Origin of the sequence: Paraburkholderia sp. EG287B (genome assembly GCF_040965595.1) — a bacterium.
GTDB lineage: Bacteria > Pseudomonadota > Gammaproteobacteria > Burkholderiales > Burkholderiaceae > Paraburkholderia.
In genome coordinates this window covers 97,953-112,574 of record NZ_JBFRCG010000016.1, presented here as the reverse complement: position 1 = coordinate 112,574, position 14,622 = coordinate 97,953, and the positions used below count along the sequence as shown (strand labels likewise).

Annotated in this window: 16 protein-coding genes and 1 pseudogene; 9 read left to right on the top strand and 8 right to left on the bottom strand. The window is 65.8% G+C overall.

Annotation, left to right across the window (positions count from 1 at the left end; all coding sequences use genetic code 11):
• The first annotated feature begins 161 nt into the window (after positions 1–161).
• Positions 162–1,142 carry a GNAT family N-acetyltransferase gene (locus tag AB4Y40_RS28440; RefSeq protein ID WP_368690680.1) on the top strand — a complete coding sequence of 327 codons (981 nt, stop codon included), beginning with the start codon at positions 162–164 and terminating at the stop codon, positions 1,140–1,142.
• 6 nt (positions 1,143–1,148) lie between these two features.
• Here AB4Y40_RS28440 and AB4Y40_RS28435 read toward each other — a convergent pair whose 3' ends face one another.
• Both AB4Y40_RS28435 and AB4Y40_RS28430 read right to left on the bottom strand, forming a co-directional pair.
• The gene (locus AB4Y40_RS28435) at positions 1,149–2,480 is read right to left on the bottom strand and encodes an MFS transporter (RefSeq protein WP_368690679.1); all 1,332 of its coding nucleotides are present in this window, start codon (positions 2,478–2,480) and stop codon (positions 1,149–1,151) included.
• Between the two features lie 44 nt (positions 2,481–2,524).
• On the bottom strand, positions 2,525–3,409 hold the full coding sequence (locus AB4Y40_RS28430) for an oxaloacetate decarboxylase (RefSeq protein WP_368690678.1): 885 nt from the start codon (positions 3,407–3,409) through the stop codon (positions 2,525–2,527).
• 196 nt (positions 3,410–3,605) lie between these two features.
• Here AB4Y40_RS28430 and prpR point away from each other — a divergent pair, with 196 nt between their 5' ends.
• The 3 genes from prpR (at position 3,606) to AB4Y40_RS28415 (ending at position 7,116) form a co-directional block, all read left to right on the top strand.
• Positions 3,606–5,567: a propionate catabolism operon regulatory protein PrpR gene (gene prpR / locus AB4Y40_RS28425; protein ID WP_368690677.1), complete on the top strand. Its 1,962-nt coding sequence runs from the start codon at positions 3,606–3,608 to the stop codon at positions 5,565–5,567.
• Positions 5,568–5,639: 72 nt separating this feature from the next.
• Complete coding sequence (locus tag AB4Y40_RS28420; RefSeq protein ID WP_368690817.1) at positions 5,640–6,254, top strand: LysE family translocator; 615 nt, start codon at positions 5,640–5,642, stop codon at positions 6,252–6,254.
• A gap of 16 nt (positions 6,255–6,270) precedes the next feature.
• Complete coding sequence (locus AB4Y40_RS28415; protein WP_368690676.1) at positions 6,271–7,116, top strand: alpha/beta hydrolase; 846 nt, start codon at positions 6,271–6,273, stop codon at positions 7,114–7,116.
• Here AB4Y40_RS28415 and AB4Y40_RS28410 read toward each other — a convergent pair.
• The 3 genes and pseudogenes from AB4Y40_RS28410 to AB4Y40_RS28400 all read right to left on the bottom strand — a co-directional run.
• A pseudogene (locus AB4Y40_RS28410) lies at positions 7,091–7,288 on the bottom strand (hypothetical protein); the annotation flags it as partial. The gene AB4Y40_RS28415 and the pseudogene AB4Y40_RS28410 overlap by 26 nt on opposite strands.
• A gap of 28 nt (positions 7,289–7,316) precedes the next feature.
• Complete coding sequence (locus AB4Y40_RS28405; RefSeq protein ID WP_368690675.1) at positions 7,317–7,586, bottom strand: hypothetical protein; 270 nt, start codon at positions 7,584–7,586, stop codon at positions 7,317–7,319.
• Between the two features lie 393 nt (positions 7,587–7,979).
• On the bottom strand, positions 7,980–8,270 hold the full coding sequence (locus tag AB4Y40_RS28400; protein WP_368690674.1) for a hypothetical protein: 291 nt from the start codon (positions 8,268–8,270) through the stop codon (positions 7,980–7,982).
• Positions 8,271–8,435: 165 nt separating this feature from the next.
• Between AB4Y40_RS28400 and AB4Y40_RS28395 the strand changes: the two genes are divergently transcribed.
• Together AB4Y40_RS28395 and acnB are read left to right on the top strand one after the other, a co-directional pair.
• Positions 8,436–8,822 carry a DUF3175 domain-containing protein gene (locus AB4Y40_RS28395; RefSeq protein ID WP_368690673.1) on the top strand — a complete coding sequence of 129 codons (387 nt, stop codon included), beginning with the start codon at positions 8,436–8,438 and terminating at the stop codon, positions 8,820–8,822.
• Positions 8,823–9,002: 180 nt separating this feature from the next.
• Positions 9,003–11,588 (top strand): bifunctional aconitate hydratase 2/2-methylisocitrate dehydratase, encoded by a 2,586-nt coding sequence (acnB, locus tag AB4Y40_RS28390; RefSeq protein ID WP_368690672.1) that lies wholly within the window; start codon positions 9,003–9,005, stop codon positions 11,586–11,588.
• Positions 11,589–11,706: 118 nt separating this feature from the next.
• Here the strand turns inward: acnB and AB4Y40_RS28385 are convergent, their stop codons facing one another.
• Complete coding sequence (locus AB4Y40_RS28385; RefSeq protein ID WP_368690671.1) at positions 11,707–12,303, bottom strand: TetR/AcrR family transcriptional regulator; 597 nt, start codon at positions 12,301–12,303, stop codon at positions 11,707–11,709.
• Between the two features lie 115 nt (positions 12,304–12,418).
• On the opposite strand from AB4Y40_RS28385, the gene AB4Y40_RS28380 reads away from it, so the two are divergent.
• Together AB4Y40_RS28380 and AB4Y40_RS28375 are read left to right on the top strand one after the other, a co-directional pair.
• Positions 12,419–12,799, top strand: a complete 381-nt coding sequence (locus AB4Y40_RS28380) for a DUF4267 domain-containing protein (protein WP_368690670.1) — start codon at positions 12,419–12,421, stop codon at positions 12,797–12,799.
• A 1-nt stretch (position 12,800) separates the two neighbouring features.
• Complete coding sequence (locus AB4Y40_RS28375) at positions 12,801–13,121, top strand: DoxX family protein (protein WP_368690669.1); 321 nt, start codon at positions 12,801–12,803, stop codon at positions 13,119–13,121.
• Between the two features lie 62 nt (positions 13,122–13,183).
• Here the strand turns inward: AB4Y40_RS28375 and AB4Y40_RS28370 are convergent, their stop codons facing one another.
• Positions 13,184–13,546, bottom strand: coding sequence for a BON domain-containing protein (locus AB4Y40_RS28370; RefSeq protein WP_368690668.1), 363 nt, complete (start codon positions 13,544–13,546; stop codon positions 13,184–13,186).
• A gap of 102 nt (positions 13,547–13,648) precedes the next feature.
• Positions 13,649–13,837, bottom strand: a complete 189-nt coding sequence (locus tag AB4Y40_RS28365; RefSeq protein WP_368690667.1) for a hypothetical protein — start codon at positions 13,835–13,837, stop codon at positions 13,649–13,651.
• A gap of 98 nt (positions 13,838–13,935) precedes the next feature.
• Between AB4Y40_RS28365 and AB4Y40_RS28360 the strand changes: the two genes are divergently transcribed.
• Positions 13,936–14,586 (top strand): ureidoglycolate lyase, encoded by a 651-nt coding sequence (locus AB4Y40_RS28360; RefSeq protein ID WP_368690666.1) that lies wholly within the window; start codon positions 13,936–13,938, stop codon positions 14,584–14,586.
• Positions 14,587–14,622 lie beyond the last annotated feature (36 nt).

Genomic DNA, 14,622 nt, shown 5'->3' with positions numbered 1-14,622 from the left:
CTTCACGCAATTGGCGTTCCTCTTGCGCCTCGGCGAGTCAAGGGTCGAACGCAATTTCCCGGCCGCGTGGCGAACTTGCGTTATCCGCCGGGCGCGCCTATATTGAGTTCGAATGGTTGCGACTCGCAACCATTCGCATGAAGACCATAACGGAGACCATCATGGATTTTGTCGACGTGCCCGCGCAGCCCCGCGAGACGACCATCCTCGAGCTGCGCGAGTTCTCGCGGCGGCTGGTGCGCGAGCTGGGCTTCATGCGTACGACGCTCGCCGACAGCGATCTCGCCCCTTCCGCCGTGCACGCGATCATCGAGATCGGCGCGCAGCCGGGCATCAACGCGAGGGCGCTGGGCGACATCCTGCGGCTCGACAAGTCGAATACGAGCCGGCAGGTCGCACGGCTCGAGGCGGCCGGCCTCGTCAAACGCAAGACCGCCGACGACGACGCGCGCTCGTCAGAGCTGACCCTGAGCGCGGCAGGCCAGAAGCTGCGCGCGAAGATCGACCGCTTCGCCACGGACCAGGTGTCCAACGCGCTGCGCAGGCTCGTTCCGGCCGACCAGCAGACACTCGTGCGGGCGCTCGCGCTCTATGCCGACGCGCTCGCGCACGACAACCCCAACGAGACCAGCACAACCGCGCCGACGGCGGGCGTGCAGATCGTGGAAGGCTACCGGCCCGGCTGCATCGGCGACATTGCGAGTCTGCACGCGCGGTTCTACGCGGCGAACTGGGGCTTCGGCGCTTTCTTCGAAAAGAAGGTGGCGGCGGAACTCGCCGATTTCGCCGGCGCCTTGCCAGCCGTTGGCAAGGCGCTCTGGCTCGCGGTGGAGCGCGATCGCGTACTGGCTTCGCTGGCGATCGACGGCAACGAGAGCGGCAACGCCGGCGTGGCCCACCTGCGCTGGTTCATCGTGGACGACTCACTGCGCGGCACCGGCGTCGGCAGGCAGCTGATGACGAACGCGATGCAGTTCGTCGATGCGCACTACGCCGAGACTTACCTGTGGACCTTCAAGGGCCTCGACGCCGCGCAGCATCTGTACGAGTCGTTCGGCTTTCACCTCGCGGAAGCGTCCGAAGGCGACCAGTGGGGCACGAAGGTCACGGAGCAGCGCTTCGTGCGGCGCCGCGCCGGTTGACTCGCATCACACGGAACTTGCCGGGCGCCCGCGCGTTTCCGGCATGCGCAGATACACGATCAGCGAAATCGCCGCGCAGGCCGTGACGTACCAGTAGAAGTACTGCTCGTGCCCGCTCGCCTTGAAGCGCAGCGCGACGAACTCCGTCGTGCCGCCGAGAATCGCCGTGGTGAGCGCATACGGCAGGCCCACGGCGAGCGCGCGGATGCGCGTGGGGAACAGCTCCGTTTTCGCGAGCATGTGCACCGAGGTGAACCCGCTCAGCATCACGAGCCCGGCGAACGACAGCAGGAATGCCACCAGCGGATCGCGCGTATGGCTCAGCGCCGTGAAGAGCGGCACGGAAAACAGCGTGGTCGACAGGCCAAAACAGATCAGCACCGGGCGGCGGCCGAACACGTCGGAAGCGAGCCCGAACAGCGGCTGGAGCGGCATATACAGCAGCAGCGCGCCGGTGGAGACGAGCGTCGACATCTCCTTCGAAAGGCCCACGGTGTTCACGAGGTACTTCTGCATATAAATCGTGAACGTATAGAAGCCCACCGTGCCGCCCACGGTAATGCCGATGGCGAGCAGAATCTGCCGCCAGTGCGACAGCAGTTGCTGCAGCGCCGGCGGACCGGCTTCACGCCGGCCGCGCTCGAACGCTTCGGTTTCCGTCACGTTGCGGCGCATGTAAAGCGCGAACAGCGCGAGCGCGCCGCCCAGCAGAAACGGCACGCGCCAGCCCCAGCGCTCGATCTGCTCGGCCGTCATCAGCAGGTTCTGCATGACGAGCATGAGTGCGAGCGCAACGAGCTGCCCGGCCACCACGCTCACCTGCAAAAAGCCGAGATAAAAGCCGCGCCGGTTGGCGGGCGCGATCTCGCTGAGGTAAGTCGCGCTGGTGCCGTACTCGCCGCCCATGCTCAGGCCCTGCAGCAGGCGCGCCGCAATCAGCACGACAGGCGCGAGCACGCCGATGCTCGCGTAACCGGGCGTGAGCGCGATCATCAGCGAGCCGATGCACATGGCCGTGACCGACCACGTGAGCGCGGACTTGCGCCCGTGGCGGTCGGCGTAGAAGCCCACGAGCCAGCTGCCGAGCGGTCTCGCCACGTAGCCCACGGCCGCGATGGCCGCCGTGTTCATGAGCTGCACGGTCGGCTTGTCGCTCGGGAAAAACGACTTCGCGAAGTAAATCGAAAAAATGCTGTACGCCAGAAAGTCGTACCACTCGATCAGGTTGCCGGCCAGGCCCCCGACGATCGAACGGATGCGTGGCCGTGCGCTCGGTGCAGCGTATGCTTCCACCGCCTGGTTGTCGATTCGGACTCCGAAATCCGTGTCATTCGACATGCGTGTCTCCTCCTCTTGTTTTTCAAAATTCCGGGGGGTGCCGTTCAGTCCTTCGGTGCGTACTCGCGATCGAGCCGGTCGAAGAGCGGCTTGTTCACGAGGCGCTGACGCTCGGCGAACGGCGCGACGATCGTCGCGTCTTCATCGAGCCGGCCATTCGCGCGCAATTGCCCGAGAGCACGCTGCATGCCGACCACGGCGCCCTGCAGCGCCGCGTTCGCGTACAGCACCAGCGCGTAGCCAAGGCCCGCCAGCGCTTCGCGCGACTGCACCGGCGTCTTGCCGCCAATCACGATGTTGATGAGTTGCGGCGCGTCGATGAGTTTGGGCAGCCGTTCGATGTCTTCGAGCTTTTCCGTGGCTTCGATGAAGAGAATGTCCGCGCCCGCCTCGATGAACGCGTGGCCGCGCGCGATCGCGTCTTCGATGCCGTGCACGGCGGCCGCGTCGGTGCGCGCCATGATGAGCAGGTTGCCGTCTTCGCGTGCGTCCACGGCCGCGCGGATCTTGCCCACCATCTCGCTCGCGCCGATCACTTCCTTGTTGGCGAAGTGGCCGCACTTCTTCGGCATCACCTGGTCTTCGAACTGGATCGCGTCGGCGCCGCTGCGCTCGAGCGTGCGCACGGTCTGGCGCACGTTGAGCGCGTTGCCGAAGCCCGTGTCGGCGTCGACGATGAGCGGCAGGTTGACCGCGTCGCGCACGCGCGCCGTGTGCTCGGCAATGTCGCTCAAGCCGATGAAGCCGAGATCGGGCAGGCCGAACGACATGTTGGTGACGCCCGCGCCCGTGAGGTACAGCGCCCCGAAGCCGGCGTCCTCGATCACGCGGGCGCTCATGGCGTTGAAGGCGCCCGGCACGAGCAGGCCGCGGCGTTCGTCGACCTTGGCGCGGAACGCGGCGCGGCGTGCGGCAGTGGAAGTGGTCATCGCGATGACTCCGTTCAGTGGGTTTTGAGATGGCTCGGATATTCGCACGATGTATGCCAACCAGCGGAAGCTGGGCGCAAGCCATATAGAACAATACTTTAGGCGGCCCAGCGTGCGATCGACGTTTCATGCCACAATCTCTGGAACGTTTCATGAAACGTTCCAGAACGCCAACCTTCGTACCGAGGATTCCGCCGTGCCTCCCCCCAGCCCGCCCCAGGCCGCCAGCCGCCCGAGCATCGCGCTCGTGAGCATCAGCCGCTTGCGCAATCTCTGCGAAACCGTGGCGCCGCGCTATGCCAGCGAGGCGCGCTTCTTCAACGTGCGCGAAGGCTATGGCGACGCCGTCACGGCGCTGCAGCCCTATATCGAAGCCGGCACCGTGGACGTGGTGCTCGCCGCCGGCTCCAACGGCGCGTACCTGCGCGACAACCTGAGCGTGCCCGTGGTCATGGTCAAAGTGAACGGCTTCGACGTACTGGCCGGCATCACGCACGCGAACGCCACCTGGCCCGGCGCGCCGATCGGGCTGATCCTGCATGAGAGCGTCTCGCACGAACTCGCCGACCTCGGGGCGTGGCTCAACCTGCGCCTCACGCAGCGCGCCTATCGCACGGTGGACGAAGTGCGCGACGCCGTCACGGCGCTCGCCGACGAGGGCTGCCGCGTTATCATCGGCCCCGGCATGGCCTGCGATCTCGCCCAGGCCGCGGGGCTCGAAAGCGTGTTCCTCTACTCGCTGGGCGCGGTGCACGAGGCGTTCGAGCGCTCCGTGGAACTGGCGCGCGTGAGCCGCCAGAAGGAGTCCAAGCGGGTGCGCCTGAACACGATCGTCGCGCACCTGCGCGACGGCGTGGCCGCGTTCGACGCAGCCGGTCAGCTCGAAGCGGTCAATCCGGCCATGCTCGATCTGCTCGGTCTCGACCGCGCGCGCGATGTGAGCGCGCAACTGGTCCGCTCGGTGGGCCCGCTGCTGCGCGAAGTGGCCGGCAGCGATGCGGCCGTCGATGAACGCATCGAGCAGATCGGCGGGCGCTCACTGATCGTGAGCTGTGTGCCGATCGTCGAGCAAGGCGCGCGCTCGGGCGCGGTGGTCACGGCGCAGGATGCGCTCGTCGCGCAGCGCATCGACCGGTCGCTGCGCACGACCCAGCGGCCGCGGCACCTCGTGGCCCGCTACGAACTGGACGACCTGGTCGGCGTTGCGCCCGCCATGGCGCGCGTCCGCCGCCTCGCGGCCATGAGCGCCGCCCACGACGCCACCGTACTGCTCACGGGAGAAAGCGGCACGGGCAAGGAACTCGTCGCGCAGGGCATCCACAACGCGAGCCGGCGGCGCGGCAATCCATTCGTCGCCTTCAACTGCGCGGCGCTGCCCGAGGGGCTGATCGAGAGCGAGCTGTTCGGTCACGAGGAAGGCGCATTTACGGGCGCGCGGCGCGGCGGCAAGCCTGGCCTCGTCGAAATCGCGCATACGGGCACGATCTTTCTCGACGAAATCGGCGAGATGCCGCCCGCGCTGCAAAGCCGCCTGCTGCGTGTGCTCCAGGAGCGCGAGGTGATGAAGCTGGGCGCCAGCCGCGCCACGCCCGTGGACGTGCGCGTGATCGCCGCCACGCACCGCGACTTGCGCGCGCTGGTGCAGGAAGGCGCATTTCGCGCCGATCTGTATTTCCGGCTCAACCTGCTGCATATTCCGTTGCCGGCCTTGCGCGAACGGCGCGAGGACATAGGCGCGCTCGCGCGCCATCTACTCGAACGTATGGCCGATCGCTACGCCCTGCGCGCCGCCGCGATCGAGCGCGTGCTCACGCTGTTCGCGCCGTACTTCGCGAGCTATGCGTGGCCGGGGAATGTTCGCGAACTCGAAAATCTGCTCGCGCGGGCGGCCATCTTCCTCGCCGACGAAACCGGCGGCGCGCACGGCGATAGTTCGTTATACGATGTATTTCCGGAGTTCGCGCAAAGCGACGCAGCGAGCCATGCGCCGCGGCGCGCGGCGACTGCCTCGAGCGGCGCGCGGCGCGACGACGCCACGCCGGTCACGCGGGAAGACGTCGAGCGCGCGCTCGCCGCGCACCGCGGCAATCGGGCCGCCGCCAGCCGCGCGCTCGGCATAGGCCGCACGACGCTGTGGCGCTTGATGAAGGGCGCCTGAGCGCACGGAGTATCATGACGACCTTCACGATGCGTCGATTGAGGGCGCATCGGACCTGCCGCGGAACCTGCCATCGTGAACTATTTCAACGTCCTGCTCGCGCTTTCGGGCGTCCTGCTGCTGAGCGTCGCCAGCCCCGGGCCGAACTTCGTGATCGTCACCTCCACGGCGGTGGCCTCGCGGCGCGCGGGCCTCGCGACCGGCCTCGGCCTCGCCGCCGCCTCCGGCACGTGGGCATGGATCGCCATCGCGGGCCTGAGCCTGATCGTCACCCACGTGGCCTGGATCGGCACCGGGCTGCGCATCGCGGGCGCGGGCTATCTGATCTGGCTCGGCGCGAAAATGCTCCTCACGGCGCGACAGCCCTTGCAGGTTGCCGCGCAGGCGGGCGCATCGGGTTGGGCCGCCGCGAAGAAGGGCTACGTCGTCAGCATGACGAATCCCAAGGCCATTGCGTTCTACGGCAGCATCTTCGCGTTGATGGTGCCCGCTACGGCGCCGCGCTGGCTCGAAGTGGCGGTCGTCGTGATCGCCATTCTCATTTCGTGCGCCTGGTATTGTTCGATGGCCCTGCTCGCCTCGCATCCCACCGTGCGCCAGTTCCTCGTCCGGCGCAAAGCCGCGCTCGACTCGGTGGTGGGCGTTGTGCTGATCGGACTCGGCGGGCGCATGCTCGCAGGCCGCTGAGCCCGGTCACGCGGCCATGAGCGGGCGCCTGGCCTGGCGATGGCTGCTTGCCGCGCCGCTGGTGTGGGCATTGACACTGGCGTTCGTGCTCGCGGCGGCGTCCTTGCTAGCCCACGCGCAAAGCGCGCCCAGGGTCGTCGACCTTCCTACCCGGCCCGGCGTCACCCAGCGCTTTCTCTTCATTGCGCCGGCAGCGCCAAAGGCGGTCGCGATTCTTTACGCGGGCGGGCACGGCGGCCTGCAAGTGGACCCGCAGGGAAGCTTCGGCTGGGGCGCCAACAATTTTCTCGTGCGCAGCCGCATGCTGTTCGTGAACGACGGCGTGGCCGTGGCGGTCGTCGACGCACCGAGCGACCGGCAAGCGCCGCCCTACCTCGACGGCTTTCGCCTCACGCCCGAACACGCCGCGGACGCCCGCGCCGTGATCGCATGGTTGCGCGAACAGCTGCACGTGCCGGTCTGGCTCGTCGGCACGAGCCGCGGCACGCAGTCGGTCGCGGCCATCGCCATTGCGCTCGCGAAAGACGACGCAAGCCCTGGCGCGGGCCCGGACGGCATCGTGCTCACCTCGACCATCCTGCGCGAAAACCGGGGCGGCGATCCGGTCACGGGCATGAACCTCGCCGCACTCAGGATTCCCGTGCTCGTGGTGCACAACAAGGACGACGCCTGCAAGGTGTGCCCGGTAGCCGAAACGGACACCCTCATGCAAAAGCTCACGCAAGCGCCGAGAACGAAGCTGACGCTCGTCTCCGGCGGCGCCTCGCGGGGCGACCCGTGCGGGGCGTTCGCGTATCACGGCTTCAATGGCATCGAAAGCGAGGTCGTGCACGGCATCACGGCGTGGATGCTTGCGCCTTAGCGGGTTTTCGCACCGGGCGCCCCACCTCTTCCCGCACCTTGCTTCTCAGCCAGTCGCGAAACGCCGTGAGCCTCGGCAGACTCGCGCACTCGGGCCGATAGACCACGTAGTACGCCAGCGCCGACGTAAAGGCGACCTCCGGAAAGAGACGCACGGCGTACTCGGCGGCCAATGCGAGCGCGTCGCGGTATTTCGCAGGACTAACCGCCCTTCTTTTTCACGGGCGCGCTGTTGTGCCCGAACGACCCCGGCGGCTCCGCCCGGCCGTGGTGGCCGAGCGGCACCTCTGCGGTCTGCTCCGGATGCGGGCCGCCCTCGCGCGGCATGAACTCGGGCCGCGACTCCGGTTGATCGAAGCTGCCCGGCGCACCCCGTGCGGGTTTCTCCTGCGCCGGTTGCTTGCCGGCGGCGAGTTCGTCGCCGGTTTTGCTGGCCTCGTCCGGCCTTGGGTTTTGTGGCGAAAGACCCATACTCGGCTCCTTAAGGGGCGTGGATGCGAGGCATCCTGTTCATTCTTTCGGACCGCTCGCCGGCGCCGCTTGCGCGCCGGCTGGCGCCGACATCTGGCTACCCGGAGAATTCTGGGTTTGCGGGCGCGCACCTTCGTCCGCACGTTTGCAGGCCGTACAGCCGAGCGCCAGCGCGGCCGCGCCGAGCAGCCACAAACGCGGCCAGGAGCGGGGACGCGGCCTGGCCAGATTGGCAGCCGATTTCGCAGAGCTTTTCATCTGATCCCTCCCTTGTGCGCGCCATTTGCAAATCCGCGCGCCACGCTTGTAATTCTTCTACCCCGTTCCCCGCCTCTCCAATCTTTCACTTTGGCGCTGGCGCGCTCCGTCTCGCGCCGGTCCTGCGCCCATCCTTCATTCCCGATAGGCCGCCATCACGATCCACATGTCGCGCTCGCCGTTGCTCACTTCAGCAGCCAGCGCATAGCGGTCGTGCGGGCTGCAGGCGTTCTGCAGCGCCTTGCGCGCCTGTTCCGTGTTGTCGTAATCGCGCTTTTCCAGCGGACGCACTTCGTTGCGTCCCTCGAACATCTTCTGGTCCCTCCGGTAGATAAGCGTTTCGGTTTTCCATTCGCGAAAACATTCCCGGACATGCTGGAAATCGCCTCCGCAGACGTTCACTTCGTAGCGTGGAGTTGACTTCATGATCGACTGCCTCCCTTGCCGGTTCGACGCGCACCTGCCGTTTTCCTCACGCCGCGCGCGTGCACACCCGCGAGGTCGCATAGGGCGTGCCGGACCTGACCTCACAGTGCGGGCGGTATTGCAATTGCGCAGCGGGTGAATCGTCTGATGGGAGAGGGAGAAGTCATGAGCACGAGCCAGCATCCAGCTACGCGGCGCAAGGGCGGCCGCCCCGCGCGGCAGCGTCATGCCCACGCGAGCGCCGCGAAAGGTCACTCGAAACGTGCCACGAGCGGCGCCACGAACAAATGGTCGAAGCACGTGAACGAGACGAGCGACGCCATGGACATCGAGTCCGGCGTATTCAGGTCCGGCAGCGCCGAAGCGATCGCCCGTTCGCTCAAGGAATCGTCGCTGCACAGCCGGCGGCGCAAGGGCACGCCGTTTCAGTCGGCCATGTCGATGCTGAACTTCTACATCAATCGCGCGGGTAGAAATCTGCCCAAATCGCGGCGCGACACGCTCGTGAAAGCCAAGGGAAAGCTACGGGAAGCGTTTGGCCGCAAGCCCTGAGCGAAAATTTCAGGCTTTTTCACGGTGGCATCGGCTCTGCGGCTCAACTCTTATATAAGACATAAGACATTTGACGTTATATCGTATTGCGCTTAAAATCCCGCTCAAAGCAGTGCCTGGAAAAGCCTCGGAGTGCCTGAAAAGCCTTCGCCTTCAAACGCAATACCAGTAGGTCCCCCAATGCTTGAAAACTTTCGCGCTCACGTAGCCGCACGCGCCGCGCTCGGCATTCCCCCCCTGCCGCTCACGGCTCAGCAGACCGCCGAACTGGTGGAACTGCTGACGAATCCTCCCGCTGGCGAAGAGCAGACGCTGCTCGACCTGATCACCAACCGCGTGCCCGCAGGCGTCGACGAAGCCGCCCGCGTGAAGGCCGGGTTCCTGGCCGCCGTGGCCAAGGGCGAAACCGCCTGCGCGCTGATCTCGCGCGCTCGCGCCACCGAACTGCTCGGCACGATGCTGGGCGGCTACAACATCGCCCCGCTGATCGCCCTGCTGTCCGACGCCGAAGTGGGCACCGTGGCTGCCGACGCGCTGAAGAAAACCCTGCTGATGTTCGACCAGTTCCACGACGTCAAGGAACTGGCCGGCAACGGCAACGCCAACGCCAAGGCAGTGCTGCAAAGCTGGGCTGACGCCGAATGGTTCACGAGCCGTCCGGAAGTGCCGCAAAGCCTGACCATCACCGTGTTCAAGGTGACGGGCGAAACCAACACCGACGACCTCTCGCCGGCCCCGGACGCGACCACCCGCCCGGACATCCCGCTGCACGCGCTGGCGATGCTGAAGAACGCGCGTCCCGGCATCACGCCGGAAGAAGACGGCAAGCGCGGCCCGGTCAAGTTCATCGAATCGCTGAAGGAAAAGGGCCACCTGGTCGCCTACGTGGGCGACGTGGTCGGCACCGGCTCCTCGCGCAAGTCGGCCACCAACTCGGTGCTGTGGTTCACGGGCGAAGACATCCCCTTCATCCCGAACAAGCGCTTCGGCGGCGTGTGCCTGGGCGGCAAGATCGCACCGATCTTCTACAACACGATGGAAGACGCCGGCGCCCTGCCGATCGAACTCGACGTGTCGCAGATGGAAATGGGCGACGTGGTCGAACTGCGCCCGTACGAAGGCCGTGCGCTCAAGAACGGCGCAGTGATCGCCGAATTCCAGGTCAAGTCCGACGTGCTGTTCGACGAAGTGCGCGCCGGCGGCCGCATTCCGCTGATCATCGGCCGCGGCCTGACGGCCAAGGCGCGTGAAGCGCTGGGCCTGGCCCCGTCGACGCTGTTCCGCCTGCCGCAGAACCCGGCCGACAGCGGCAAGGGCTTCTCGCTGGCGCAGAAGATGGTTGGCCGCGCGTGCGGTCTGCCGGAAGGCCAGGGCGTGCGCCCGGGCACGTACTGCGAACCGAAGATGACCTCGGTCGGCTCGCAGGACACCACGGGCCCGATGACGCGCGACGAACTGAAAGACCTGGCGTGCCTCGGCTTCTCGGCCGACCTCGTCATGCAGTCGTTCTGCCACACCGCCGCCTATCCGAAGCCGGTGGACGTGAAGACGCACCAGACGCTGCCGAACTTCATCAGCAACCGTGGCGGCATCGCGCTGCGTCCGGGCGACGGCGTGATCCACTCGTGGCTGAACCGCATGCTGCTGCCCGACACCGTCGGCACCGGCGGCGACTCGCACACGCGCTTCCCGATCGGCATCAGCTTCCCGGCAGGCTCGGGTCTGGTGGCCTTCGCGGCCGCCACCGGCACGATGCCGCTGGACATGCCCGAATCGGTGCTCGTGCGCTTCAAGGGCAAGATGCAGCCGGGCGTCACGCTGCGCGACCTCGTGAATGCGATCCCGCTATGGGCGATCAAGCAAGGCTCGCTGACGGTCGCCAAGCAAGGCAAGAAGAACATTTTCTCGGGCCGCATTCTCGAAATCGAAGGCCTGCCCGATCTGAAGGTCGAGCAAGCATTCGAACTCTCGGACGCATCGGCTGAACGTTCGGCTGCCGGTTGCACGGTGCACCTGAACAAGGAACCGATCATCGAATACCTCAACAGCAACATCACGCTGCTGAAGTGGATGATCGCCCAGGGCTACCAGGACCCGCGCAGCCTGCAGCGCCGTATCAAGGCGATGGAAGCATGGCTGGCCGATCCGCAACTGCTCCAACCGGATGCCGACGCCGAGTACGCCGCCGTCATCGAAATCGACCTGGCCGACGTGCATGAGCCGATCGTGGCCTGCCCGAACGATCCGGACGACGTGAAGACGCTGTCGGACGTCGCCGGCGCCAAGATCGACGAGGTGTTCATCGGCTCGTGCATGACCAACATCGGTCACTTCCGTGCCGCGTCGAAGCTGCTCGAAGGCAAGCGCGACATTCCGGTCAAGCTGTGGGTCGCGCCGCCGACCAAGATGGACCAGAAGCAGCTGACCGAAGAAGGCCACTACGGCGTGTTCGGCACGGCTGGCGCGCGTACCGAAATGCCGGGCTGCTCGCTGTGCATGGGCAACCAGGCACAGGTGCGCGAAGGCGCAACGGTCATGTCGACCTCGACGCGTAACTTCCCGAACCGCCTGGGCAAGAACACGAACGTGTACCTCGGCTCGGCGGAACTGGCGGCGATCTGCTCGCGTCTGGGCAAGATCCCGACCAAGGAAGAGTACATGGCCGATATGGGCGTGCTCAACGCCAACGGCGACAAGATTTATCAGTACATGAACTTCGACCAGATCGCCGACTTCAAGGAAGTGGCCGATACGGTGACGATGTAAGTGTGATGCTGGAGTACGGCGCGGGACTTTAGTTCTAGATCTGCGCCGTAGCACCAGACAGTGGCGCCGCAGGCTGAATGCCTGCGGCGCCATTTTTTTGGTTCGTCGAGGTGCTTCCTTATGAGCCGGGGTCGAGCGAGCCGTTGCGAGAAGCGATGACTGCCCGGACGACCAGCATGATGCGTTCGACCCGTGCGCCGGGCCGGATTCGGCCTGCACGTTCGAGTTCGGCAAGCCCATGCAAAGCTGCCCAAAAGGTCTCGGTCACGTTCTCGACATCTATGCAGAACGGCGCGACGACCGATGCGAGCGCTTCGAAACCGGCCCGCAGTTCCGGCCGCGTTTCGGCGTCGGCAAACCGCAGATTGGTCGGAAGCGTGAACATCGCCTCGTAGAGCGCGGGACACCGCGCTGCGAAGCCGAGATAGGCCACGGCGACATTCTCGACGGCGTTTTCTTGCCCCGCCGCTCCATGCGCCGCTTCCCGCAGCGCTACCGTGAGTTCCTGAAAGCCCTCGAGAGCAACGGCTGAAACGATCGCGTCCCGGTTCTCGAAATGCGAGTAGAGGACTGGCTGGCTATATTCGATCTCTTCGGCGAGGCGGCGAACCGTGACGGCGTCCCACCCATCGCGCTCCGCGATCACGCGCGCTGCCGCGACGATGCGGGACTCGCGCTCAGCCCGTTGCCTGCCTTTGCGCTCGGCAATACTCAACTTGTCCTCTCCCTGACCCCGATGGTCCACATGGCCTGTGATGATACGGAAGCTTGAAAATATAGCAACGCTAGATTATATTCCGCCACTACACCACGAAGCATAGGACTCTGCGATGCATTGGCTTTCGTTCGGACTGGCGCTGTTTCTCGCCCTCGCGATTATCGCGATCGGCACCCAATATCTCGTTAGGCCGATGACCGCGACACGCAGTTTCGGTCTGCCGCTTCCAGAAAACGGCGCCAACACTGCCTGGTGGCTTCGCCTCAAGGGCGTGCGCGACATTGCGTCGGGATTGGCGGTCCTGGCGTTCATGGTGTGGGGCACGCCGCTCGGGATCGGCATCGTCCTGCTCGTGGAAGCCGTCATTCCGGTTGGCGACATGTCGCTCATTCTTGCCGCGAAGGGCTCCACCAAAAGCGCCTTCGGCATGCATGGCGCGACGGCCGCGCTGATGGTCTTCACCGCGATTTCGATGATGATGGGAGGGCGCTGAGATGGTCCACACGCTTTCGATCTGGCTGCTCGCCGCCGGCTTCTTCGGCGCAGGTCTCTTCAACGCGATCGGCACGCCCGCTTCGCAAGGCGATTACGCCCGGTGGGGTTACCCGCGCTGGTGGGGTCGTTTGACCGGCGCACTGGAGATGCTGTCCGCCGTGCTGATCGCGCTTCCGGCAACTCGCATGATTGGCCTGGCGCTCGGGACGCTCATCATTGCGGCTGCGGTGTTGACCGTTCTGCGTCACCGCGACTTCTCGCACCTTGTGCCGCTGGGTGTGTTTGTCGCTGTGATCGCGATCGCAGGAATCTCCGCTTGAAAGGGCCGCGCGCTGATCTGCACATCCCGCACAGTCAGCGCGCGAATGCCAACGCGAGGTACTCAGCCATTCCCGCCGTGAAAGAGCGTCAGCCTGTTCGTCACCGAAGTCACACCCTGCACCGAACGCGCAACGTCTTCCGCCTGGCGGATCTGGTCGCCAGTGCGAACCGTGCCGCTCAGCGTCACGGCGCCGCTGCGCGCGCGCACGAAAACGCCGGACACGTTGAATCCCTGCGCCCTCGACAACGCACGTCGCACGGCACGGGCAAGTGCGCGGTCCGCCTTCTTCTCGCTGGGCGCCGCCTGGGTCGTGCTCGGCGCCATCGACGCGTCAGTTGGCGCATTTGCCGATTGGGCATGCGCCATGCCAGCGGCGGTCAACAGAAAAGACGCCAACACGGCGCATCGCAGATTCGATTTCATGACCCACTCCTGACAGTGCCGCGCAGGGACGCGCCGGCAGCAAGCCATATTGCACCACCACGCGAACACCCGCTCCGAAGGCGCTCGTATCGCGACGCCGCACTACACGGCCGCGGATGCCGCCGCCACGCCCAGAAAGGTCTGCACGATTCCTCGCTTGCGCTGGCTGTGCAGGCAGGCCACCGAATCGATATTGCAGCCGCGCAGTTCCTCCACCGGGATGGCAACGCAACGCGCGCACTCGGGAATCTCGCGTTCGAGCACGAATCCGATGCCGAGGCCTTGCCGCACGGCTCGGCATTAATTTGACTGGCACCGGGTACGCGCTCTAAGCTCGATGCCGTTGCGGTTCTGGCGACCCGCCCTGTTGACGCCTGGTGAGATTCGTAATGAGCAAAGAGATCGACTACCTCAATCCCGCCCTCCCTCGGGGCCTGCGGCGAGTGGCGATGCCCGTGGTCGACGCGACCACGGCAACGCTGAATGGCTATGGCAAGCTGGTGGACGACCCGCACGCATGCCAGGTGGAAATCGTCCAGTGGCCTGCGATGGGGTCAAGGCCGATCGACCCGGGAACCGGCGACGAAGCGGGCACGACCGAAGGCACGTTCGTGAGCGAATGGCGCGGCGACATTCTCTACGGGCGAAACGAAGCCGTAGGCGGCAACTATGTTCTCGCCTACGCAACGGAGCCGGAAGACGCACGCGAAGACAACGCCGCCGCACCCGAACGCATGTTGATATGGCATGCGAACTATCACCCGGACGGCGGGCAACTGTTCTTTCCGCTCGATCATCGCCCGTTCTACGTGCCGCTGGCATTGCCGGGCGACGATATTACGCCGGAGAAGTTCGTGTGCTTCCGCTTCGACGGACGCCAGGGTCTCTATATCCACCCCAACATCTGGCATGAAGGCGTGTTCACGCTCGAGGGGACGCAGCGATTCTTCGACAAACAAGGCGCTGTTCATGCGCGCGTCTCGGTCGAATTTGCGTCGGAGTTCGGCTGTCTGCTCGAGGCCGCCATCGCGCGTGACTAGCGCGCGTTGCACCCGCAGATGCACGGAGACGGATGA